The sequence below is a fragment of the Micromonospora echinospora genome, from assembly GCF_014203425.1.
Classification (GTDB): domain Bacteria; phylum Actinomycetota; class Actinomycetes; order Mycobacteriales; family Micromonosporaceae; genus Micromonospora; species Micromonospora echinospora_A.
The window spans coordinates 3,189,377-3,212,856 of the sequence record NZ_JACHJC010000001.1; the positions used below are offsets into that span (position 1 = coordinate 3,189,377).

Annotated in this window: 20 protein-coding genes; 19 read left to right on the plus strand and 1 reads right to left on the minus strand. The window is 74.0% G+C overall.

Annotation, left to right across the window (positions count from 1 at the left end):
- From ribH to pheT, 11 genes are all read left to right on the plus strand, one after another.
- Positions 1-498 carry a 6,7-dimethyl-8-ribityllumazine synthase gene (ribH, locus tag FHU28_RS15070; protein WP_091424378.1) on the plus strand — a complete coding sequence of 166 codons (498 nt, stop codon included), beginning with the start codon at positions 1-3 and terminating at the stop codon, positions 496-498.
- Between the two features lie 44 nt (positions 499-542).
- The gene (locus FHU28_RS15075; protein WP_013285536.1) at positions 543-806 is read left to right on the plus strand and encodes a phosphoribosyl-ATP diphosphatase; all 264 of its coding nucleotides are present in this window, start codon (positions 543-545) and stop codon (positions 804-806) included.
- A gap of 43 nt (positions 807-849) precedes the next feature.
- Positions 850-1,695 (plus strand): ATP phosphoribosyltransferase, encoded by an 846-nt coding sequence (gene hisG, locus FHU28_RS15080; RefSeq protein ID WP_073827708.1) that lies wholly within the window; start codon positions 850-852, stop codon positions 1,693-1,695.
- Positions 1,692-2,654: a DMT family transporter gene (locus tag FHU28_RS15085; RefSeq protein ID WP_184684668.1), complete on the plus strand. Its 963-nt coding sequence runs from the start codon at positions 1,692-1,694 to the stop codon at positions 2,652-2,654. The genes hisG and FHU28_RS15085 overlap by 4 nt, the downstream gene beginning before the upstream one ends.
- Positions 2,651-3,124, plus strand: a complete 474-nt coding sequence (locus FHU28_RS15090) for a PH domain-containing protein (protein ID WP_184684670.1) — start codon at positions 2,651-2,653, stop codon at positions 3,122-3,124. Before FHU28_RS15085 ends, FHU28_RS15090 begins: the two co-directional genes overlap by 4 nt.
- A gap of 324 nt (positions 3,125-3,448) precedes the next feature.
- Positions 3,449-4,096 (plus strand): translation initiation factor IF-3, encoded by a 648-nt coding sequence (gene infC / locus FHU28_RS15095; RefSeq protein WP_184684672.1) that lies wholly within the window; start codon positions 3,449-3,451, stop codon positions 4,094-4,096.
- A gap of 19 nt (positions 4,097-4,115) precedes the next feature.
- Positions 4,116-4,310 (plus strand): 50S ribosomal protein L35, encoded by a 195-nt coding sequence (gene rpmI / locus FHU28_RS15100; protein WP_184684674.1) that lies wholly within the window; start codon positions 4,116-4,118, stop codon positions 4,308-4,310.
- 32 nt (positions 4,311-4,342) lie between these two features.
- Positions 4,343-4,735 (plus strand): 50S ribosomal protein L20, encoded by a 393-nt coding sequence (rplT, locus tag FHU28_RS15105; RefSeq protein ID WP_043324928.1) that lies wholly within the window; start codon positions 4,343-4,345, stop codon positions 4,733-4,735.
- A 32-nt stretch (positions 4,736-4,767) separates the two neighbouring features.
- Complete coding sequence (locus FHU28_RS15110; protein WP_184684676.1) at positions 4,768-5,652, plus strand: TrmH family RNA methyltransferase; 885 nt, start codon at positions 4,768-4,770, stop codon at positions 5,650-5,652.
- A gap of 167 nt (positions 5,653-5,819) precedes the next feature.
- Positions 5,820-6,881: a phenylalanine--tRNA ligase subunit alpha gene (gene pheS, locus FHU28_RS15115; protein ID WP_013474913.1), complete on the plus strand. Its 1,062-nt coding sequence runs from the start codon at positions 5,820-5,822 to the stop codon at positions 6,879-6,881.
- A gap of 26 nt (positions 6,882-6,907) precedes the next feature.
- Entirely contained in the window at positions 6,908-9,454 is a 2,547-nt protein-coding gene (gene pheT / locus FHU28_RS15120) for a phenylalanine--tRNA ligase subunit beta (RefSeq protein ID WP_184684678.1), read from the plus strand.
- Between the two features lie 61 nt (positions 9,455-9,515).
- On the opposite strand, the gene FHU28_RS15125 is transcribed toward pheT, so the two are convergent.
- Positions 9,516-10,433, minus strand: coding sequence for a helix-turn-helix domain-containing protein (locus tag FHU28_RS15125; protein ID WP_184689552.1), 918 nt, complete (start codon positions 10,431-10,433; stop codon positions 9,516-9,518).
- A 396-nt stretch (positions 10,434-10,829) separates the two neighbouring features.
- On the opposite strand from FHU28_RS15125, the gene FHU28_RS15130 reads away from it, so the two are divergent.
- The 8 genes from FHU28_RS15130 to FHU28_RS15165 are packed head-to-tail and all read left to right on the plus strand — an operon-like array spanning position 10,830 to position 23,478.
- Positions 10,830-11,090, plus strand: coding sequence for a hypothetical protein (locus FHU28_RS15130; RefSeq protein ID WP_073827715.1), 261 nt, complete (start codon positions 10,830-10,832; stop codon positions 11,088-11,090).
- Positions 11,091-11,139: 49 nt separating this feature from the next.
- On the plus strand, positions 11,140-12,891 hold the full coding sequence (locus tag FHU28_RS15135) for an AfsR/SARP family transcriptional regulator (RefSeq protein WP_184689554.1): 1,752 nt from the start codon (positions 11,140-11,142) through the stop codon (positions 12,889-12,891).
- On the plus strand, positions 12,888-15,047 hold the full coding sequence (locus FHU28_RS15140; protein WP_184684687.1) for a TOMM precursor leader peptide-binding protein: 2,160 nt from the start codon (positions 12,888-12,890) through the stop codon (positions 15,045-15,047). Before FHU28_RS15135 ends, FHU28_RS15140 begins: the two co-directional genes overlap by 4 nt.
- The gene (locus tag FHU28_RS15145; protein WP_184684689.1) at positions 15,044-16,918 is read left to right on the plus strand and encodes a TOMM precursor leader peptide-binding protein; all 1,875 of its coding nucleotides are present in this window, start codon (positions 15,044-15,046) and stop codon (positions 16,916-16,918) included. Before FHU28_RS15140 ends, FHU28_RS15145 begins: the two co-directional genes overlap by 4 nt.
- Before the next feature lie 8 nt (positions 16,919-16,926).
- Positions 16,927-18,522, plus strand: coding sequence for a nitroreductase family protein (locus FHU28_RS15150; protein ID WP_184684691.1), 1,596 nt, complete (start codon positions 16,927-16,929; stop codon positions 18,520-18,522).
- 8 nt (positions 18,523-18,530) lie between these two features.
- Entirely contained in the window at positions 18,531-21,248 is a 2,718-nt protein-coding gene (locus tag FHU28_RS15155) for a lantibiotic dehydratase (protein ID WP_184689556.1), read from the plus strand.
- Positions 21,245-22,297 carry a lantibiotic dehydratase C-terminal domain-containing protein gene (locus tag FHU28_RS15160; protein WP_184684693.1) on the plus strand — a complete coding sequence of 351 codons (1,053 nt, stop codon included), beginning with the start codon at positions 21,245-21,247 and terminating at the stop codon, positions 22,295-22,297. The genes FHU28_RS15155 and FHU28_RS15160 overlap by 4 nt, the downstream gene beginning before the upstream one ends.
- The gene (locus FHU28_RS15165; protein ID WP_184684695.1) at positions 22,294-23,478 is read left to right on the plus strand and encodes a peptidase M50; all 1,185 of its coding nucleotides are present in this window, start codon (positions 22,294-22,296) and stop codon (positions 23,476-23,478) included. The genes FHU28_RS15160 and FHU28_RS15165 overlap by 4 nt, the downstream gene beginning before the upstream one ends.
- Positions 23,479-23,480 lie beyond the last annotated feature (2 nt).

Consider the following 23,480-nt stretch of genomic DNA (forward strand, 5'->3'; position numbering starts at 1 on the left):
ATGGCGGGTTTCGGTGAGCCGGGCGTGACCGCGGTGGACGCCGCCGGGATGACTGTCGGCGTGGTGGCCGCCCGGTGGCACGGCGACCTGACCGACCACATGACCGAGCGGGCGGTGGCCGCCGCGCAGGCGTGCGGGGCGCGGGCCGTGGTGGCCCGGGTGGCCGGTTCGGTGGAGCTGCCGGTGGTGGCCCAGGCGATGGCGCGCCGCTTCGACGTGGTCGTCGCGCTCGGCGTGGTGGTACGCGGCGCGACAGCGCACTTCGACTACGTCTGCCAGTCGGTCACCGAGGGGCTGACCCGGGTGGCGCTGGACGAGGGCAAGCCGGTGGCGCACGGGGTGCTCACTGTCGACACCATCGAGCAGGCCCGGGACCGGGCCGGGCTGCCCGGCTCGGCCGAGGACAAGGGCTGGTCGGCGACCGTTGCGGCGCTGGACGCCGCGCTGGCCGTCCGCGCCCTGGACGCCCAGTCCGCCCACCGGGTCGGCTTCGCCTGACCCACCCGGCCCGTCACCGGCGGCGGCTGGAAGAATTGCCTTCCGTGAAGACGTTCGAGGAGTTGTTCGCCGAGCTGCAGGCCAAGGCCGCCGCCGGCACCCCGGGCTCGGGCACCGTCGAGGCGCTCGCCAAGGGCGTGCACTTCATCGGCAAGAAGGTCGTCGAGGAGGCGGCCGAGTCGTGGATGGCCGCCGAGCACGAGGGCCCGGAGCGGGCCGCTGAGGAGATCTCCCAGCTGCTCTACCAGGCGCAGGTGCTGATGCTCGCCACCGGTCTGGAACTGAAGGACGTCTACCGACATCTGTGAGTGCCCGTCCGCTGATCATCCGATCGAACGAAGGAGCACTCCCATGCTGCGTGTCGCAGTACCCAACAAGGGCGCCCTGGCCGAGTCGGCCGCCGGGATGCTGCGCGAGGCGGGTTACCGCCAGCGCACCGACCCGAAGGACCTGGTCTGCCGGGACGAGCAGAACGACATCGAGTTCTTCTACCTGCGCCCCAAGGACATCGCCACCTACGTCGGCTCCGGTGACCTGGACGTCGGCATCACCGGCCGCGACCTGCTGATCGACTCCGGCGCGCCGGCCGAGGAGATCGTGGACCTCAACTTCGGGCGGGCAACGTTCCGGTTCGCCGCCCGGCCCGACGACGTCGCCTCGGTCCAGCAGCTCGGCGGGCACCGCATCGCCACCGCGTACCCCGGTCTGGTCGAGCGGCACCTGGCCGAGCTGGGCGTCAAGGCCGACGTGATCCGCCTCGACGGCGCGGTGGAGAACGCCATCCGCCTCGGCGTGGCAGACGTGGTCGCCGACGTGGTGGAGACCGGCGCGACGCTGCGCCAGGCCGGCCTGGTGGTCTTCGGCGAGCCGCTGCTGCGCTCCTCGGCGGTGCTGGTGCGCCGCGCCGGCGCGCCCGCCGGCGCCCAGCAGGAGCAGCTGCAGCGCCGGCTGCACGGCGTCCTGGTGGCCCGGCGCTACGTGATGCTCGCCTACGACGTGCCGGCCGGCCTGCTCGACCGCGCCAGCTCGCTGACCCCCGGCATCGAGTCGCCCACCGTCTCGCCGCTGCACCGGGAGGGCTGGGTCGCGGTGCAGGCGATGGTGCTCCGCGACGACGTGCACCGGATCATGGACGAGCTGTACGAGCTGGGCGCCCGCGCGATCCTGGTCACAAACATCCACGCCTGCCGGCTGTGAGGCCGCTGCCGCTCCCGGCCGCGCTGGGCGTTGTCGTCCTGGGTGGCGTGGCCTCGGCCGCCCAGGGCGCCGTCAACGCCGAGCTGGGGGAGCGGACCGGCGATCCGGTTCTCGGCGCGGTGGTCAACAACCTCGGCGGCTGCCTGCTGGTGCTGGCCGGGACCGTGGCGCTGCCGTCGATGCGCGCCGGGCTGGCCGCGTTGCGCCGCTCCGGGCTGCCCTGGTGGACCTACCTGGGCGGGGTGGGCGGCGCGGTGATCGTGCTGGTCGCGCCGGTGGTGGTGCCGGTGCTCGGGGTGGCGGTGTTCACTATCGCCCAGGTGGCCGGCGGCAGCGTCGGCGGCCTCGCGGTGGACCGGGCCGGGCTGGCCGCCACCGGCCGGATGCCGCTCACTCTGCCCCGGGTCGGCGGGGCGGTGCTCGGCGTCGGCGCGGTGGCCCTCGCCCAGCTCGGCCGCCCGGTCGGTGACCTGGCGGTCGGGCTGGTGCTGCTCTGCGTCCTGGGCGGGCTGGCGGTGGCGACGCAGTCCGCGCTCAACGGCCGGGTCGCCGCCTCGGTCGGCCCGGCCGCCGGCCTCGCCGTCAACTTCGCGGTCAGCACCGTGGTGATCGGCGCGGTCGCGGCGCTGACCGGCGCGCTCGCCGCCGCGCCCGACTGGCCGGCGCAGTGGTGGCTCTACGTCGGCGGCCTGCTCGGCGTCGGCATCGTGCTCTCGCTGCTGGTCGGGGTACGTGCCGCCGGGGTGCTGCGCACCGGCCTGGCGCTGGTGGCCGGGCAGCTCGGCGGCGCGCTGCTGCTGGACCTGGTCCTGCCCGGCGGCCCCGGCGTCCGGCTGCCGGTGCTGGCCGGCGCCCTGCTCACGCTGCTCGCCGTGGTGGTCACCGGGCTGCGCCGGCGCGGCCCGGACCGTGTGGCGGCCGAAGGCGCGCGCGAACCGGATGGCAGACTGGTCGGGTGAGCGATTCCGTGGTGACCGTGCGACCCCGCCGCGTCCGGGTCGTCTGCTGGGTGTCGGCCGTCACGTTGTTCGTCGTGTTCAGCCTCGTCGCGACGTCGCTGACCGGCGCCACCGGCAACGGCTACGGCACGTTCCAGCGCGGCGACCAGTTCGCCATGATCGGCCTGGGCGTCTTCGGCGCGCTCGGCTTCCTGCTGTTCACCCGCCCCCGCGTGATCGCCGACGCCAAGGGCGTCCGGGTCCGCAACGTGATCAGCTCGTACGACCTGCCCTGGGAGGTGATCCGCGGGGTCCGGTTCGACAGGGGCGCCCCGTGGGCCAGCCTGGAGCTGCACGACGACGACCTGCTGCCGATGGTCGCGTTGCAGGCCGCCGACAAGGAGAGCGCGGTCGAGGCGGTCCGCGCGCTGCGCCGCCTGCACCAGGCGCACCTGGCGGCGCTGTCCGCCGGCCAGTCGGCACCCCGCTGACCAGCGAGCCCGGTTTGGGCGGGCCTGGGCCGAGGGTGTAGTGTTGCGGAGTCGACCAGACTGCCCCCGTCCCTGACGCGCGGGCGGTCTTGAAGCGGAGCGCCCGCTCCCACCCGAGTCGCCGCCACGGTGGCCGGGTCCGGTCCCCGGTTTCGGGCACGTCCCGACGCCGGATGCGCGATCCTGTGATCGTGCCGACCGGTCGAGTGGGCCCTGGCATGCGCCGGGGCCTTCTGCTTTCCGGGTCGGCTCCCGCCCGGGAGCCTGCGGAGTCGGCACGGAGAAGACTCGACTCGAGGAGGCCCCATCAGCGTCGAACCACGCGTGAACGAGCAGATCCGGGCACGTGAGGTCCGACTGGTCGGTCCTGAGGGTGAGCAGGTGGGCATCGTCCCGCTGGAGCGCGCCCTGCAGCTGGCCGCGGACGTCGACCTGGACCTGGTCGAGGTTGCGCCGATGGCGCGCCCGCCGGTGTGCAAGCTCATGGACTTCGGCAAGTTCAAGTACGAGAGCGCACTCAAGGCGCGCGAAGCGCGGCGTAACCAGCAGCAGACCGTCATCAAGGAGATGAAGCTTCGGCCGAAGATCGACCCGCACGACTACGAGACCAAGAAGGGTCACGTGGTGCGGTTCCTCAAGGCGGGCGACAAGGTCAAGGTGACGATCATGTTCCGCGGTCGGGAGCAGAGCCGCCCGGAGCTGGGTTACCGGCTCCTGCGCCGGCTCGAGTCCGAGATCACGGAACTGGGATACGTCGAGGCCGCGCCGAAGCAGGACGGCCGAAACATGATCATGGTTCTCGCTCCGCACCGGGCCGTGAAGGCCTCCGCGGTCGCCGCCACGGCGTCCCGCGTTGGACCGCGCGACCGGGCTGCGGAGGAATCGGGCGCTCCGGCGACCGGCGAGACCCCGGCGGGCGAGACCGCAGCAGCCGGCGAGACCGGCACGACCGCTGAGACCAGCGGCCAGTAACAGGGGAGAAGACGTTCCAATGCCGAAGATGAAGAGCCACACGGGTATGGGCAAGCGGGTCAAGGTGACCGGCAAGGGCAAGATCGTTGCCCAGCAGGCCGGCCTTCGCCACAACCTGGAGAAGAAGCCCAGCACCCAGACCCGTCGGCTGACCGGCACCGTCGAGCTGGCCAAGGCCGACATCAAGCGCATCAAGAAGCTGCTCGGCCGCTGACGCGAGCCACCTGAACCGAAGAAGGAGTTGAGATGGCACGCGTCAAGCGGGCTGTGAATGCCCAGAAGAAGCGTCGTACCCTGCTGGAGACCGCGAGCGGTTACCGCGGTCAGCGCTCCCGGCTCTACCGCAAGGCCAAGGAGCAGGTGCTGCACTCGATGCAGTACTCCTACCGGGACCGTCGCGACCGCAAGGGCGACTTCCGGCAGCTCTGGATCCAGCGGATCAACGCCGGCGCCCGGGCCAACGGCCTGACCTACAACCGGCTGATCCAGGGCCTGCGCCTGGCCGGCATCGAGGTCGACCGGAAGATCCTGGCCGACATGGCCGTCAACGACGCCGCCTCGTTCGCGGCGATCGTCGAGCTGGCCCGCGCCGCCGTGGCGGCCGAGGGCACCGGTGGCGCCGCGGCCCAGGCCGCCTGACCCACCCCGTACGGCAGATCGAGGCGTCTCCCATGCAGTCACAGTCGCAGGGGAGGCGCCTCGACGCCGTTCCCGGCCCGTTCACCACGCGTACCCCCAGGGTCGCGGCGGCCCGCCGGCTGCACCGCCGGCGCGACCGCGAGCAGGCCGGCCGGTTCCTCGCCGAAGGGCCGCAGGCGGTCCGGGAGGCGCTCGCCCGCGACGGCACCGTGGTCGAGCTGTTCGGCACCCCGGCGGCGCTCGACCGGTACGCCGACCTCGCCGCCACCGCCGCCCGGGCCGACGTGCCGGTCTCCGAGGTGACCGACGACGCGCTGGCGGCGCTCACCGAGACCGTCGCGCCGCAGGGCCTGGTAGCCCTCTGCCGGCACCTCGACGTGCCCCTGGAGCAGGCCGTGGCGCGCGGGCCGCGCCTGGTCGCTGTGCTCGCCGGGATCCGCGACCCGGGCAACGCCGGCACCGTGCTGCGCACCGCCGACGCGGCGGGCGCGGGCGCGGTGATCTTCGCGGGCGAGGCGGTCGACCCGTACAACGGCAAGTGCGTGCGGGCCTCCGCCGGCAGCCTCTTCCACGTCGACGTGGTGCGCGCCGCCGACCCGCTCGCCGCCGTCGAGGCGCTGCGGGCCGCCGGCCTGGAGATCTTCGCCACCACCGGGTACGGCGACAGCGACCTGGACGACCTCGCCGACGCCGGACGGCTGTCCGCCCCGACCGCCTGGCTGTTCGGCTCCGAGGCGCACGGCCTGCCCGACGAGCTGACGGCCGCCGCCGACGCCCGCGTCCGGGTGCCGCTGCACGGGCGCGCGGAGAGCCTGAACCTGGCTGCGGCGGCGGCCGTGTGCCTGTATTCTTCCGCCAGAGCACTGCGTGTCCCCCGGGGCACGCGAGACACAGCAGGGGAGTCCGCCTCGTCATGAACGCGCCACGGCGTTCGTTTAGCCAGCCCGCCGGTGTCGGCGGGCGGCGGGCCTGACCCTTCCCCCTGCGCGACTCCCACCGGCGGGCTGCGGCGAAGCCGCGCGTCCGTAGACTCGCCTAGCCACCCGTGAGGGTCGGCGCCGCCGTGAGGGAGTGCCCGTTCACCATGAGCTACCGCAACGATCCGTACGACCCGAAGCAGGTCGCCCTGCTCGACCCGGACGCCCTGGCCGGGGCCGTGGCCGACGCCGAGAAGGCGTTCGCCGAGGCCGCCGACCCGGACGCGCTGACCGCGCTGCGCCCCGCGCACCTCGGTGACCGGTCCCCGGTGTCGCTGGCCCGCCGGGAGATCGGCGCGCTGCCGCCGGCCGCGAAGGCCGACGCCGGCAAGCGGGTCAACGAGGCCCGCCGGGCGATCGAGTCCGCGTACGCCGCCCGGCAGGAGATCCTGGACCGGGAACGGGCCGCGCGGGTGCTGGTCGAGGAACGCGTCGACGTGACACTGCCCTACGACCGCCGGCCGCGCGGCGCCCGCCACCCGCTGAGCGTGCTGATGGAGCAGATCAGCGACCTGTTCATCGGCATGGGCTACGAGGTGGCCGAGGGCCCCGAGGTCGAGCTGGAGTGGACCAACTTCGACGCGCTCAACATCCCGGCCGACCACCCGGCGCGCGGCCTGATGGACACGTTCCACATCGCACCCGAGGGCAGTGGCCTGGTGCTGCGCACCCACACGTCGCCGGTGCAGGCGCGCACCATGCTCAGCCGCAAGCCGCCGATCTACGTGGTGGTGCCCGGCCGGGTCTACCGCACCGACGAACTGGACGCCACCCACGCGCCGGTGTTCCACCAGGTCGAGGGCCTGGTGGTGGACAAGGGCATCACCATGGCGCACCTGCGCGGCACGCTCGACCACTTCGCCCGGGCCATGTTCGGCGAGGGCGCGAAGACGCGCTGGCGGCCGCACTACTTCCCGTTCACCGAGCCGTCGGCCGAGTTCGACGTCTGGTTCCCGGAGCACCGGGACGGTCCGCAGTGGGTCGAGTGGGGCGGCTGCGGCATGGTCAACCCGCGGGTGCTGCGCGCCTGCGGCATCGACCCGGAGGTCTACTCCGGATTCGCGTTCGGCATGGGCATCGACCGGACCGTGATGGTCCGGCACGGCGTCAGCGACATGCGGGACATGGCCGAGGGCGACGTGCGGTTCACCCGCGCGTTCGGCGCCTGAGCTACGGGAACGGTGGTTTAACAGTCATGCGAGTTTCTGTCAGTTGGCTGCGGGAGTACGTGGACCTGCCGGCCGACCTGCCCACCGGCGACCTGGAGCAGGCGCTGGTCGACCTCGGCATCGAGGTCGAGTCCGTGGTGGACCTGCGCGAGTCGGTGAGCGGCCCGCTGGTAGTGGGTGAGGTCCTGGAGATCGAGGAGCTGACCGGCTTCAAGAAGCCGATCCGCTTCTGCCGGGTCGACGTCGGCGCCGCGAACGGCACCGGCGAGCCGCAGGAGATCGTCTGCGGGGCGCGCAACTTCGCGGTGGGCGACAAGGTCGTGGTGATCCTCCCCGGCGGGGTGCTGCCGGGCGGGTTCGCCATCGGCGCGCGCAAGACGTACGGGCGCAACTCCCACGGCATGATCTGCTCGGCGCAGGAGCTGGGGCTCGGCGACGACCACTCCGGCATCGTCGTGCTGCCCGAGGACGTCAAGGCCCAGCCCGGCGACGACGCCCGGCCCGTCGTCGGCCTGGACGACGTCGTGGTCGAGATGGAGATCACCCCGGACCGCGGGTACGCGCTGAGCGTGCGCGGCATCGCCCGGGAGCTGTCGCACGCGCTCGGCGTGCCGTTCCGCGACCCGGCCGACGCGCCCGCGCCCGGCGCGACCGCCGAGCCGGCGTACCCGGTGGAGGTCCGTGACCCGGTCGGCTGCGACCGGTTCGCGGCGCGGATGGTGCGCGGCGTCGACCCGACCGTCGCCACGCCGGGCTGGATGCGGCAGCGGCTCACCGCGGCCGGGGTGCGCAGCATCTCGCTCGCAGTCGACATCACCAACTACCTGATGCTCGAACTCGGCCAGCCGATGCACGCCTTCGACGCCGACCGGATCGCCGGGCCGCTCGTGGTGCGCCGCGCCGAGGCGGGGGAGAAGCTGACCACGCTGGACGGGGTGAGCCGTACCCTGTCCGCCGAGGACCTGGTCATCTGCGACGACACGGGTCCGATCTCGCTGGCGGCGGTGATGGGCGGCGAGACCAGCGAGGTGCTCGCCTCCACCACGAACGTGCTGTTCGAGGCGGCGCACTGGGACCCGGCCACGGTCGGGCGTACCGCGCGGCGGCACAAGCTGTTCAGCGAGGCAGCGAAGCGGTGGGAGCGGGGTGTGGACCCGGCGCTGCCGCTGGTCGCGCTGGACAAGGCGGTCCGGCTGCTCACCGGCCTGGCCGGTGGCACGGCCGGCGCGGAGGTGCTCGACATCGACCACGTCGCGCCGCGTACGCCTGTGACGCTGCCGGTGGACCTGCCCTCGCGGCGCGTCGGTGTGGCCTACCCGCCGGACCGGGTGGTCGAGCTGCTGGAGCAGGTCGGCTGCACCGTGACCCGTGGCGCGGACCGGCTCGCCGAGGACCCGGGCACCGTCGGCACGGCCGCCGGAGGCGGTGCGGTGCTGACCGTGACGCCGCCGAGCTGGCGGCCCGACCTGACCGACCCGGCCGACCTGGTGGAGGAGGTGGTACGCCTCGACGGCTACGACCGCGTGCCGTCGGTGCTGCCCACCGCGCCACCCGGCCGGGGCCTGACCTGGCAGCAGCAGCGCCGCCGGACCGTCGCCCGCTCCCTCGCGGAGCGCGGCTACGTCGAGGTGCTGGCGCAACCATTCGTCGCGCCGGAGCTGGTCGACCAGCTCGGCCTGCCCGCCGACGACCCCCGCCGCCCGGCGGTACGCCTGGCGAACCCGCTGTCGGAGGAGGAGCCGCTGCTGCGCACCACGCTGCTCGGCCCGCTGCTCGGCATCGTCAAGCGCAACGTCGGCCGCGGTCAGCGGGACGTGGCGATCTACGAGATCGGCACCGTCTTCCACCCGCGTCCCGGCGCGGGCGCGCCGCCCGCCATGGGCGTGGACCGGCGGCCCACCGACGAGGAGTTCGCCGCCGCCGACGCGGTGGTGCCCGCCCAGCCGCGGCACGTCGCGGTCGCGCTCACCGGCGAGATCGAGCCGGCCGGCTGGTGGGGCGCGGGCCGCACGGCCGGCTGGGCGGACGCGATCGAGGCGGGCCGGGCCGTGCTCGACGCCGCCGGCATCCCCGCCGACCGGGTGACGGTACGGGCCGGCGAGCGGGCGCCCTGGCATCCGGGCCGCTGCGCCGAGCTGGTGGTGGACGACGTGGTCGTCGGCCACGCCGGTGAGCTGCACCCGGCCGTGCTGGCCGCGCTGGAGCTGCCCCGGCGGACCAGCGCCATGGAGCTGGACCTGGACGCGCTGCCCGCCGCGCCGCTGGCCGCCGGGCCGACCATCTCCACGTTCCCGCCGGCCCTGATCGACGTGGCGCTGGTGGTGGACGACCCGGTGCCGGCCGCCGAGGTGCGGGCGGCGCTGGTCGAGGGCGCGGGCCCGCTGCTGGAGGACGTCCGGCTGTTCGACGTCTACACCTCCCAGCAGCTCGGCGAGGGGCGTAAGTCGCTGGCGTACAAGCTGACGTTCCGGGCCCCGGACCGGACCCTCGCGGGCGAGGAGGCGGTGGCCGCGCGGGACGCGGCGGTAGCTGTCGCCGCCGAGCGTTTCGGCGCCACCCTGCGCGGGGCCTGACCGGCCGCCGCCCGGAGGTAGCGGGCAACCGGCTCCCGGAGCTGGTTGCCCGCCGGCGCGGTCAGATCCAGCCGCGCAGAGCCGCTTCCACACCGGCCTGGAAGCGGCTCTCGGCGTCGAGGCGCTTCATGATGTCGGCGACCGTACGGCGCACGGTGCGCTCGGACAGGCCGAGCTGACGGCCGATCGCCTCGTCGGTACGCCCGCAGCGCAGCAGTCGCAGGATGGCGCTCGCCTGCTTGGTCAGCCCGTCGATGCTGCTGCCGGCCCACCGGGAGAACGGGACGCCCTTCTCCCACAACAGGTCGAACAACAGGCAGAGCGCGGAAACCAGGCGCACGCTGCGGATTTCCACCGCACCCCGGCCGGCGTGCGATTCGATCGGCAGGAGAGCGATTCTGCGATCCACGAGCGTCATCCGCACCGGGGACCCCGGCAGGACCCGGCTATCCTCCCCGCATTTGGCCATCTCCTCGGCATAGGCGCAGGAGGCCGGGTCCTGAAGAACGGTCTCCTGGTAGATGTGCCGGATGGTGATGCCGCGAGCCAGTGCCATCCGGCTCAGCGCCCCGCCACTTTCCCTGATCTGCGGCGGAATTGCCGGGCCACCGGTCAGCATCATGACGCTCTCGGTGGCGGTGCGGGCGTGCTCGGACAGCCGGTCCCGCAGCTCGTCGACCCCCTTCAGGCGGACGATCTCCTCCCGTTCGTTGTCGTCCCGGCTGGTCGCGCGGGCCAGCACCGAAGCGCGGGTCGCCTGGATCCTGGCCTGCTCGGCGACCGTCCGCCGCTCCGCCTGGTCGAGCAGGACGAGCAGGCCGAGCTGCGGGCTCACCGCGCGCAGGCTGCCCGGCCGGTTCGACGAGGGCAGGATCATCGCGTGGTCGGCAAGCGCGGCGAGGGCGTCGTGGACCGCGGTCTCCGGCATGTCCAGGCCGGTGACGAGGTCCTCGACATCCCATGTCGGATTGTCAACCATCGCCCAGTAGACGGCCTCGTCGGTGGCCGACAGCCCCAATCTCTCGATCACGTTCCCTCCCCCCGGATTCGATGGTCACACTAATGGAGGCCGAGCCTCGGGATAGATAACAGATTGATGTACGTGGCATTAACGCCAGTGACGGTCGCCATTAGACACGGGCATCTGCAGGCCGGACAGAAAATGCCGGATTTATGCGGCTGACTGCGCGGCGGAACCGGCCACGGCCGGTTCCGCCGGTGCGCGGGGACGTGACGCTCCGGTTGCCAGCTACCACTCTCGATGCAACACCCGCCGGCCGGCGGGGCGATGCGGAAGGGGCGGCGATGCGGACATGCCGACGATGGGCGACGTCGAGGCGCGAACCCGGGCGGTCCGGCTCACCGGAGGCTTGCCGTGCTGCTCACCCGGCTCGCGCTGCGGCCGCCGGATGACGACCGCGGCCTCTCCGCCGGCGAGCTGACGGACCTGTTGTGGCTCAACGCCACAGTGGCCGACGGCATCCGCCACATCCACGCCCGTGAGATCGCCGGACGGCTCGCCGTAGCGGTCTTCACCGTCGCCTCCGAACAGGCGATCTCCGACTACATCGTGCAGCGCGTCTGTGAGCGCGCGATCCGGAGCGTACCCGCGCTACGCGGGTGGACGGTCACCTGATCGGTGCTCCTCGGATGAACCCGAAGGGAGGATCACGGTGGAAGCGCAAGTGGCGAGTCCGCCCCGGTGTGATCCGGAGCCGGTGGCGTCCACGCCGGCCGTCGCCTTCCGCGTCCTCGGCCCGCTGACCCTGACCACGGACGCCGACGCTCTGGTGCTGCCGCCGTCGAAGGTGGCCTGTCTGCTGGCGGCGCTGCTGTTGCACCCCGACGAGGTGGTGTCCGTGGCCATGCTGCAGCAGGCGATCTGGGGCGACGACCCGCCGGTCTCGGCCCGGGCCGCGTTGCAGACCTGCGCGTTGCGGTTGCGTCAACTGTTCCAGCGGCACGGGCTGACGGCGAATGCGATAAGGACGGTGCCCGGCGGCTACCGGATCACCGCCGGCCCGCAGAGCGTCGACCTGATGCGGTTCCGTGAGCTGGTCGGCCGGACCCGCGCCGAGACGGACCCGGAGACGGAACTGGCGACGCTGGAGGAGGCGCTCGCCCTGTGGAGCGAGCCGATGCTGGCGAACGTGCCGTCGGAGGCGCTGCACCGCGACGTCGTACCCCGGCTGAACGAGGAACGCGTCCGGGTCATCGAACGACTCTGCGACCTCAAGATCGGGTTGGGTCGTGACCGGTCGGTGCTGGTGGACCTGTGGACCGCGACCCGCCTCTATCCGGCGAACGAGCGCTTCGCCGCGAGGCTCGTCGAGGTGCTGTACCGCACCGGCCGGCAGGCCGACGCGCTCACCGAGGTGCGCCGGATCAAGGAGCACCTCGACCACGAACTGGGCGTCGGCCCCGGCGTGGGGCTGCGGCGGCTGGAGCTGACCATCCTGCGCGGAGAGGCGCCGGCGCCGGTGGTCACGGTGACGCCCCGGCCCGTGCCGGCGGTATCCGTCCGTCCGCCCACCTCCGTCGCGGGTTTCGTCGGCCGGGCGGCGCTGTGCGGCACCCTCACCGACCGGCTGCGCGGGGGAACCCGCATCGTGGTGCTCAGCGGGCTGCCGGGCGTCGGCAAGACCGCCCTCGCCCAGCACGTCGCCGGCCTCGTCGCCGAGGACTTCCCCGGCGGCGTGCGGCAGGTGGAGCCGAACGACCCGGAAGCCGCCGCTCCCGCTGTCTCCTCCACCGGCCGCCGGCTCCTGCTGGCCGACGACGTCGCCGACGCGACGCTGGCCCGGCGGTTGCCGGAGGTGCTGGGGCCGGACGACGTGCTGCTGATGACCAGCCGGCCCAGCCTGTCCGCCCTGGTCGCCCGGCTCGGCGGCTGGCTGCACCGGGTCGAGCCGCTCGACCGGCAGGAGGCACTGGACCTGCTCGGGGTCGTGCTGGGAGCGGAACGGGTGCAGGCCGAGTCGTCGGCCGCGGCCGAGCTCGCCGCGCTCTGTGAACACCTGCCGCTGGCGCTGCGGATCGCCGCCACCCGCGTCCTGCTGCGTGCCCGGATGAGCCTCGACGAGGCCGTCGGGTGGCTGGGCGCTGATCCGATCGGACGGCTGAGCCTGCCCGGCGACCCGGAGATGTCCCTGGCCGGCCGCCTCGACGAGGCGCTGACCCGGGCCGGCGACGTGCTCGCCGACGTCTTCCTCCGGCTGGCCGAAGCGCCGGGGACGATCACCGTCCCCGCCGCCGCCGGGCTGCTCGACGTCGACCAGGTCCGCGCCGGTGAGCTGCTCGACGACCTCGTCGACCAGAGCCTGATGGAAGAGGCCGCGGACCAGTACCGGATCCGTGGCCTGCTGCGGCGGCACGCGCACGGCGTGGCCGGCCGGAGAACGACCCCCGATCGAGTGAAGAAGGGAACCCACGGATGAGCACTGCCTACGAGACGGTGGCTCAGACCCGGCCGCGGATGCGACACGACGTGCTGTTCACCCGCACCGAGGACGGAGTGCTGTTCCACAACGCCAGCAGCGGCTTCCGGCTGTCCTCCGGCACCGCCTACCGGTTGGCGGCGCTGCTCGTGCCGCACCTGAACGGGCGCAACCGGGTCGCCGACATCTGCCGACCGCTGCCGCCCGCGCAACGCGACATGATCGGCGAGCTGGTCGACGCGCTCTACGGGCGTGGCTTCGCCCGGGACGTACCGGTCGAGGAGGACCCGGAGACGGTGCTCGACCCGGCCGTGGCGGGGGCGTTCGCCGCCCAGGTCGCCTACGTCGACCACTACGTCGACCGGCCGGCGCACCGCTTCGCCGCCTTCCGCGACACCCGGGTGGCGGTGCTCGGCGACGGTCCCGTCGCCCGGTCCTGCGCCACCGCCCTGCTGCGCAACGGCTCCGCCGGGGTGACCGTGCGGGCCACTGTCGCGCCCGGCCTCGCCGACGAGCTGGCCGCGCTGACCGAGGCGGGATGTCCGGCCACCGTCGACGAACTGCCCGACGGCGACGTCGGCTGGGCCGACCTCGACGCCGACCTCGTGGTGGTGGCGGCCGGTGACGGCGCGCCCCGCGACACGCTGCGGCTGCTCGCGACGGGGATCCCGGCCGGCCGGCTGCTCCTGCCGGCCTGGGTCTGCGGGGAACGGATGTTCGTCGGCCCGGTGCAGGGCGCAGGACACCCGGGGTGCTGGTGCTGCGCGATGAACCGGCTCACCGACAACGACGACACCGGCGCGGCAGCTGCGGTGTGGCGGGCCGCCGCCCTGCCCGCCGGGTCCGCGCCGGTCGCCGCCGGACCGGACGGGCCGCTGGCCGCGATGGTCGGCAACCTGCTCGCGTACGAGGTCTTCCGGCTCACCACCGGCGCGCTGCCCGGGGAGACCGACGGCGCGGTGATCGTGCAGCACCTGGCCTCGCTCGACGTGCTGACCGAGCCGCTGCTCACCCACCCGCGGTGCGCCTTCTGCCGGCCGGAGTCGCCGGAGCCGTCCACTGTGGATCTAGCGCTGGACGAGCCGGCCGCCGACGCCGCCGACGAGTCGGCGCGGGCCGAGGCGGCCGTGGCGCGGCTCACCGCCCACCAGCCGCTGCTCCAGCCGCACGTGGGCGTGTTCCGTCGCTACGACGACGAACGCTGGGACCAGACCCCGATCAAGATCGGCGCGGTCGACCTCACCGATCCGGGCGGTCGTCGCCGTACCGTCCACGCGTTCGACGTGCACCACGTCGCCGCGGCCCGGCTGCGGGCGCTGCGGGCCGCCGCGGTGACTGTCACCGGTCAGGCGGCCGTCCTCCGGCCGCCCGCCGCCGACGCGCCGCGCCTGGACGCCGCCCGGCTCGGCCTCGACTCCGGCTGGGCCGAGCCGGACGGGGGCGGCTGGGCGGCGGCCCGGTCACTGCTGACCGGCGCGGCGGCGGCGGTGCCGGCCGCGGTGCTGGAGCCGTTCGGCGCGGCCAACCGTGCCCGCGGCGCGGAGCCGACCCGTGCCGGCGGCGGCGCCGGCGGTGACCTCGCCGAGGCGGTGCGGTGCGGTCTGGCCTCGGCACTGGCGTACCGCGCGTTGCGTGCGGTCGTCGAGGGCCGGTCCGCCGCGCGGCAGGTACGCCTGGACACCCGCGGAGCCGATCCGGAACTGGTCTTCCTGAGCAAGTCGGCGGCGAACCTGGGGATCGCCGTGGAACTGCTCGACCTCTCCGGCGCGGCGGAGGGCGGGCTGAGCGTGCTCCTGGCCCGCTACCCCGACCAGACCGACGGCCGTTGGCGGTACGCCCTGGCGGGTGACCCGGTCCACGCGGTCGCGGCCGGAGCGGCGCTGCGGGACGTGCTGGGCCAGGCGGCACTGCGCGCACAGGATCCGGCGATCACCCCGGACACCGGGGACCCGCTGCTGGACGAGTTCGACGCGGGCACCCTCGCGATGGGGGACCCGACGCCGGCGGACGGCGCCGCGCTGAGCTGGTCACAGGTGCGCCAGGGGTTGCGCGAGCGGGGACACGACCTGCTGGTGGCGTCGGTGGGCGGCGCGGACCTGGCCGCCGGCGGGCTGGTCGCGGTCAAGGTGCTGCTGACCGCCCAGGAGGGCCGGTGAGCCACATTGCCGAGACCGACGAGCTGGTCTGCGCCGGGCTGGCGCGGCTGCTGGCCGAGCGCGGCTGCCCCGCCGAGGTGGTCGCCCTGGGCGTACGCGACGAGCTGGCCGCGCCGGCAGGCCCGGCCGGTGGGCCCCGCCTGCTGGTCTACGGGCATGTGGTCCTGCTCGGCCCGGCGGCGTCCTCGGGTGCCTGCGCGACCTGCCTGGCGCGGCGCTGGCAGGCGGTGCGGCACAGTGACCTGCGGGACGCTGTCGAGTTGGGCGGTGACACCCGGGCGGCCGGCCCGTGGCCGTACGCGATCGCGCTCGTCGCGGACCTCCTGGCCGCCCTGGTCGCGGCCCGTCACGCCGACGCCCCGGCGGCGGGCGGCCCGGCCGTGGTGCTCCACGTCGACCTGCAGACCCTGCGGGTGCGCCGGGTTCCGTTGGTCGCGGACCCGGAGTGCCCGGCCTGCGGCGGCGCCGTCCCGGACACCCGCGATCTCGCCCCGATCGAGCTGGCGTCCACCGCCAAGAGCGACCCGGCCGGTTTCCGGGGCCGGAACCTCGACGACTACGCGCTGAACGTGGAGGCCTTCGCCAACCCGGTGTGCGGGGCGCTCGGCTCGACGCTGTGGCAGGACCTGACCTCGCTGTCCACCGCGCCAGCGATCGGCTCGTTCACCCTGCGCAGCGGCCGGTACCTGCGTGAGACGCTCTACGGTGGACACACCGACGGCTTCCGTCGCAGCGCCCGCGTCGCGGTGCTGGAGGGACTGGAACGCGCCGCCGGGCTGCGCCCGCGACGTAAGCGCACGGTGGTCACCGCGACCCTGCGGGAGCTGGGCGACGACGCCCTCGACCCGCGCGAGTGCGGCGTCTACACCGACGACTTCTACCGGGCCAACCCGTATGTGCACCGCTTCGACCCGGACCGGCCGATCAGCTGGGTCTGGGGTTGGTCGCTGCGCGACCAGCGGGCCGTGCTGGTGCCCGAGGTCCTGGTCTACTACCACGCCGCCAGCGTCGAGGAACGCTTCGTCCAGGAGACCTCGAACGGGTGCGCGTCGGGCGGCTCTCTGGTGGAGGCCGTCTACCACGGCCTGATGGAGGCGATCGAACGCGACGCGTTCCTGCTGGCCTGGTACGGCGGGCGGGCCCTGCCGGAGATCGACGCGGCCACCATCGACCGGCGGCAGACCCGGCTGATGATCGACCGGCTGGCCATGTACGGCTACCGGGCCCGGTTCTTCGACGCCCGGATGACCTTCGACATCCCGGTGGTGACAGCGGTCGCCGTGCGGGAGGACCGCGGCCTCGGCGCCCTCGCCTTCGGCGGCGGCGCGAGCCTCGACCCGCAGGCCGCCGTCACCGCGGCGCTGTGCGAGATCGCCACCGACTCGGTGATGGTGCGGCTGCGCGCGGGCGCCGACGAACCGCGGCTGCGGACCATGGTGAACGACTTCTCCCAGGTGCGCGGCCTGCACGACCATCCGCTGCTGTACGGGCTGCCGGAGATGCGACAGCACGCCGGGTTCCTGCTGGACAACGGCCGCCCGCCGGTCGCGATGAACGAACTGTACGGGCCGGACCGTCCCGCCCCGCCGGTCTCCGCCGACCTGCGGGACGACCTGGAGTACTGCCTCGAGGCGGTCACCGGGCACGGGTTCGACGTGATCGCCGTCGACCAGAGCACACCCGAGCAGCACGACCTGGGGCTGGCCACGGCGAGCGTGCTGGTGCCGGGCCTGCTGCCCATCGACTTCGGCTGGATGCGCCAGCGCGCGCCCCACGCGCCCCGGCTGCGTACCGCCTTCCGCGCCGCCGGACTCCTCGACCGCGACCTGCGCGACGACGAGATCCACTCCGTTCCCCACCCGTTCCCGTGAGGTGCGCCATGACGTCCGAACCCGCCGGCTACGCCCACGCGTACGCGACGGCGATCCTGCGCCGCGGCCGGGAGCCGATGCCCCCGGCCGACTTCATCCCCGACTGGGCGGACGCGCCCCGCCGTGGCAAGTACTACCCGGACGCGGCAGCCTTTCCGCTGCCGGAACCGGCGTCGGCGGACGCCCCGCTCGACGCGGCGCTACGGCCGGACGGCGCCGCCGACGAGCCGTTCACCACGCGCCTGCTCGCCGGCATGCTGCGCGACTCCTACGGGCTGCTCGGCCGGCGGCTGGGCGTGCAGGCCAACACCGACCTGGCCGGACTTCCCTCGTACGCGCACGCCAACTGGCACCGGGGCACCGCCTCGGGCGGCGGTCTCTACCCGTGCAGTGTCTACTGGATCGCCGGGCCGGGGGCGGGTGTCGTCCCCGGCGTCTACTACTACGCGCACGCCCGGCAGGCCATGCAACGGCTGCTGGCCGGGGACGTCACCGACCGGCTCAACGCCGCGATCGGCCGGCCGGAGCCGGCCACCCAGTTCCTGGTGATCGGTGTCAAGTTCTGGCAGAACGCGTTCAAGTACAACAACTTCTCGTACCACGCCGTGTCGATGGACGTGGGCACCCTGTTGCAGACCTGGCGGTTGTGGGCCGGGGGCCAGGGCCGGCGGATCCGGCCGGTCCTCTGGTTCGACCAGGCCGCCGTCGCCGACCTGCTCGGCCTGGACCCCGACGCCGAGGCGCTCTTCGCCGTCGTGCCGCTCACCTGGGCGGATCACGACCGTGCCGACCGGGTCGAGGAGGCGCCACCGGGCCCGGTCCGGGTCCGGCACACCGACCGGGAACGCTCGCGTACCCGGCTCGACTTCGACATCCTGCAACGGGTCAACCGCAGCACCGCCGCCGCGGCGGTGCGGCGACCGCCGGCCGGCGCGCTCGCCGACGCCGGCGCGCTTCCGGCGCCCACCCGCGCCGGACATCTCGCGCTGCCGCCCGCGGCGCCGATGGACATGCCGGTCGGCGCGGCCCTGGCCCGTCGGCGCAGCAGCTTCGGCCGGTTCCTGGCCGGCCGGCGAATCTCCGCCGGTCAGCTCGCCGCGCTTCTGAGCGCGACCGCCGCCACCACGGTGCCCAGTGAGATCGACGGCCCGGCGGACCGGCCGCTGGCGAAGCTCTACGCGTTCGTCAACCACGTCGACGGCGTGCCCGCCGGTGGCTACGAGTACGACCCGGGCAGCCACGCCCTGCTCCCGGTCTCCGACGGGCCACCCGGCCGGTTCCTGCAGCGCAACTACTTCCTGGCCAACTACAACCTGGAGCAGGCCGCTGTCGTCCTGGTGCCCACCGTCCGCACCCACGCGGTGCTGGACGCCACCGGCGACCGTGGCTACAACCTCGTAAACGCCACCGTCGGGGCGATCTCGCAGACCTTCTACACGACGGCCGCCGCGCTGCGCCTCGGCGCCGGGGTGGCGCTGGGCTTCGACAGCGTCTCCTACGTGGAGGAACTGGCGCTCGAGGACACCGGTGAGTTCCCGCTGCTGGTCATGCTGGCCGGGCACGACCGGCCAGGGCTCGGCGACTACCGCTACGAGCTGTCGTGACGGCGACCGTGCCCGCGCCGAGCGCGCGGACGTCCGCCGCGACCAGTGACTGGCGCACCGGCGACTGGTTCATCGCCCGGATAGCCGGGTTGCCGCTGTCCACAGTCGACGGCCTGCGGTGCCCCCGCGCGGCCGACTGGGCCGAGGAGGTCCTCGCGCTGCGGGACCGGCTGGCCGCCGACGGCGCCCGGGTCGGCGACCTGCTGCACGACCTGATCAAGGGCAACGACGACGAGGAGGCCCGCCGCCGGCTGCTGGGCCTGCGCCGGCAGGTGCACAACAACGTGCTGCCCGCCGACCCCGGGCCGGCTCTCGCCGTGGTCGAGCGCATCCGCCCCGGGTCCGCGTCGGACCTGCGGAGGTGGCTGGCCGGCCGGCAGCGGCTGGCCCAGCTGGAACACGACGGCACTGCCGTGTTCGCCGCCGACGTAGCCCGGTCCCGCCGGCGACTGTGGGAGCTGACCGACGAGCCCCGGCTGCGCGGCGGGCTCCAGCTCGCCTCTCCCACCCTGGACCAGCAGCTCGCCACCGGGGTCCCGGATCCGGCCCGCCCGGCGAACAAGCGTGCCCGCCGCGTCGAGCGCTCACTGCTGTCCTACCTCTATCGCACCGCCTGCAAGACCAGCCCGTTCAGCACCTTCACCGCTGTCGCGCTCGGCCGGTTCGACGACGACGCCGAGGGTCTCGGGCTGACGGTGGGGGAGCGGTGGCAGCGGCACGTGCGGCTCAACGTCGTGCTGGTCGGCCGGATCGCCGACCTGATCAGCGCCGACCCGGTGCGGCGCGGCGACCTGCCGGTGGCGCTGAGCCCGGGCTGGCGGCGTGACGCCGAGCGGATCCGCTACGTGCGGCACTGGGTGACCGCCGGCGACGACAGCGTCGCGGTCAGCTTCGACTCGGTCCGGGACGGGTTGTTCTTCCTGCGGCGCAGCGGGGTCCTCGACGAGCTGACCGCGCTGTTGCAGCGGCGGGGCACGATCCGCGGGGGCGAACTGGTCGACCGGCTGTGCGAGCTGACCGGCGCGGACCGGGCCGACGGGCAGGCGTACCTGTCCACCCTGCTGCGCCTGGGCATGCTGCGCCTGGTCGGCCTGGACGTCGACGTGCACCGCGCCGACCCGGTCCGGGCGCTGGCCGGCGTGCTGTCCGGCCTGGACCGTCCGTGGGCGGCCCGGACCGCCGCCCGTCTCACCGCGATCGGCGAGTTCGTGGACGCCTACCGGGACGGGGACCTGGCCCGGCGGCGGCAGGTGACGCACGAGCTGCGGGCGGCGGTGCGGGCGACCATGGTGGACCTCGGCGAACCGGACCCGCAGCTGCCGCAGACCCTGCTCTACGAGGACAGCCGGATCGGCGGCGCGCCGTTGCCGGTGAGCACGTCCGCCTGGCGGCGGCTGGCCGGCGACGGGCTGGCCGCGGTGGAGCGGGTGCTGCCCGCCTTCGACCAGAACCTGCCGCACCGGATCATGTTCCACGGCTTCTTCCTGGCCCGGTTCGGCGTCGGCGGCCGGTGCGACGACCTGCTGCGTCTGGTGGAGGACTTCCACGACGACCTCTACGACCAGTACGCCTCCTACGTCTCCGGCCGCCGGTCGTTCGCCGAGGACGGCAGCTACACGCCGGAGGAGAACTGGCTGGGCCGGCCCGAGATGACCGCGCTGGACGAGGCCCGGCAGGCGTTCGCCGACCGGCTGCGCCGGCTGGTCGCGGAGGATCCGGGACGGACCGAGCTGCCGCTGCCGGACGCGCTCCTCGACGAGGTGGGCGAACTGCTCGGTGGTGCCGCCGGCGGGTTCCGCCCGCAGGGGCACTTCGTGCAGGTGGCGGCGCGCGGATCGGAGCCGCTGCTGGTGCTCAACCAGTCCTTCGGCGGGCTGTCCTTCCCGTTCAGCCGGTTCACCCACTGTTTCGCCGGGGACGCGCCGAGTCTCGCCGAGCGGCTGCGCGCGCAGGCCCGGTCCGTCGCACCGCCGGGCGCGGTCTTCGCCGAGCTGACCGGCGGGGCGGCCACCACCAACCTCAACCTGCACGACCGGCTCACCGACCACGTCATCATCTGCCCGGGGGAGACCAGCGACGTCGAGCCGGATCGGCAGCTCACCCTCGACGACCTGCACCTGGTGCACGACCCCGACACGGACCGGGTGGTGCTGCGCTCCACCCGCCTCGACCGCGAGGTGATCCCGGTCTATCTCGGCTATCTGGTGCCGATGGCGCTGCCGCAGATCCCGCGTACCCTGCTGCTGCTCTCGCCGGCGTCGATGGTGCGGCTGGACCCGTGGCGGGGCGTGCCCGCCGGACCCGCCCGCGACGGCGTGACGACCCGGCCCCGGCTGCGCGCCGGCAACGTGGTGCTCAGCCGCCGCAGCTGGTCGGCGCGCGCCGGCGACCTGCCGCAGACCGACGACCCGGGCGCCGACGCCGAGGCGTTCCTGCGCTGGCGGCGGTGGCGGGCCGAGCACGACGTGCCGGCCCGGGTCTTCGCCACCGTCCACCCGGCCCGCGCGGCCCGCGCCGGGACCAACCCGAAACCGCAGTACGTGGACTTCGACAGCCCGCTGTCGCTGCAGGCGCTGCGGGCCTCGCTCGACGCCCCCGACGACCGGGTGGTGCTGCGCGAGATGCTGCCGGCCGCCGACGAGTTGACGGCCCGCGGCGAGCACGGCGGCCACGTCTGTGAGCTGGCCGTGGAGACCTTCCGCACCGACCCTGGGAGGATCCGATGACCGTGTCGGCCGCCGCGCCCACCGACCCCCGCGGGGACTGGCTGGCGCTGCACGTGTTCTACGCCGCCAACCCGCAGCCGCTGCTCGTCGAGTGTGTGGTGCCACTGATCCGCGAGCTCACCGACCGGAACCTGCTCGCCGGGCACTTCTTCATCAACTACTGGCTGGAGGGGCCGCACGTGCGGCTGCGCCTGCGGCCCCGTACCCCGTCGGACGAGCCGGCGGTGCGGGCGTTGGCCGAGGCGGCGATCCAGCGGTTCCTCACCACCCGCCCCGCCCTGTACGCCATGGGCACCGGCTATCTGCGCGAGCTCTACGACATCCTGTTCGCCCTGGAGTTCCCGGGCGGACGGCCGGCGGAACTGGTCGACGACAACGGCCAGATGCTGCTGCAACCCAACAACTCGTTCAGCTACCGGCCCTACGAGCCGGAGTACGGAAAGTACGGCGGGCCGGACGGCATCGAGGTCGCCGAGTGGCACTTCCGGCACTCCAGCGACGTCGTGCTGCGAGCCCTCGCGACGATGAACCTGCACCTGCGACCGGTGCTGCTGGGCACTGCCGCCCAGTTGATGACGGTGCTGGCCGGGACGTTCCTGCCGGACCGGGCGGAACTGGTCGACTTCCTCGACCGCTACCACCACTTCTGGCACCGGGCCTTCGCCGGCACCGAGCTGATCGGGGCCGAGGAGTATCGCCGGATGTACGACGGGGTCGCGCCGGAGCTGGGACCGCGGGTCGAACGCATCCTCGACCTCGTGGCACGGGGGGATGTCGCGCACCTGCCCGGCTTCCTGCGCGGTTGGGCCGAGCACGCCGGGGAGCTTCGGGAGCGGGTGCTCGGGCTGGCCGCGTCAGGACGGCTGACGCTCCGGTCGTGGGACGGCAGCGGGGAGCGGGTGGTCACCGACCCGGCCGAGGCGCTGGCCGCGCTGCTCTCGCCGTACCTGCACATGACGAACAACCGGCTGCACGCCACCATCCGCGACGAGGCGTACCTGTCGTACCTGCTCGCCCGGGTGCTGCGGGAGCCGGCGGTGGCGGCGTGACCAGCCCGGCGCTGCTCGGCAAGCGTCCCCGCCTCCGCGACGACCTGCTCTTCTCCCGCCCCTTGAACCGGGGCACGGCCACCGTCCATCTGGTCAAGGACCGTCGCAGCGGCCGGGCGTTCGAGCTGTCGGACAAGGAACGGTTCCTGGTGCGCCGGCTGGACGGGGTCCGTTCCCTGGCTGAGGTGGGCGACGAGTACGCGGCCGCGTACGGCCGCCGGCTCGGCGACGACCACTGGGTGCGGCTGTTGTGGCTGCTGCACCAGCGGGGCCTGCTCGTCGGCAGACCCGGTGAGCCGGAGGCGGCGCCGGTGGCGCGTCACGACCGGCTCGACAGGTGGGCCCGCCTGCTGGGCCGGCTGCTGAGCCCCGCGTCGGTCGCCGGGTGGGGCCTGCTGGTGGCGGCGCTGCTGGTGGCCGTCGCCTGGCACGCCGGACCGCTGTGGCAGGCGGCCCGACCGGCGTTCACGGACCCGCTCAGCCTGCTCCTGCTCGGGCTGCTCGCCTGGGCGGGCGCGGCCGTCCACGAGTTCGCGCACGCGCTGACCGCGGTCCGTCTCGGCGCCACCGTCAAGCGGATCAACCTGGTCACGCTCACCTGCCAGATCGAGGACTACGCCTTCCTGCCGAGGCGGCGGGACCAGGCGGTGATCGCCGCCGCCGGCGGGGTGGCGAACGGGATGGTGCTGCTGCTCGCCGGCGCGCTCCTCGCCGCCCTGCCGGGCGCTTTCGCCGACCGGCTGTTCAGCGCGTACGTGCTGGTCGCCGCCGTGCAGACCATCGTCAACTTCGTTCCGCTCCCACCGTTGGACGGCTACAAGATGGCCAGCCACCTCCTGGACACGCTGGACCTGGCGCCGGAGAGCCGCCGCTACCTGTACACCGCACTGGGCCGGTTGCCCCGCCGCGGCCGTGTCCGCTATCCGAGGCGGGCCGCCGTACGCCTCGGTCTGTACGGCCTGTGGTGGCTGTTCGCCGCCGCGTCGGTGGCCGCCTGTGTGATCTCCTTCGCCGGCGCGCTCCTGGAGTCCACACTGGGCGTGTTCGGACATGTCCTGCCCGCCGCGGTCGTCGCGCTGACGCTCGCCGGCTGGCTGGCCCGGCCCCGGCGTGCCGGCTCCGCGGGTCGCTCTCATCCGTCACACCAGCAGAACATCGAAGCCCACAAGCGAAAGGCGTGACC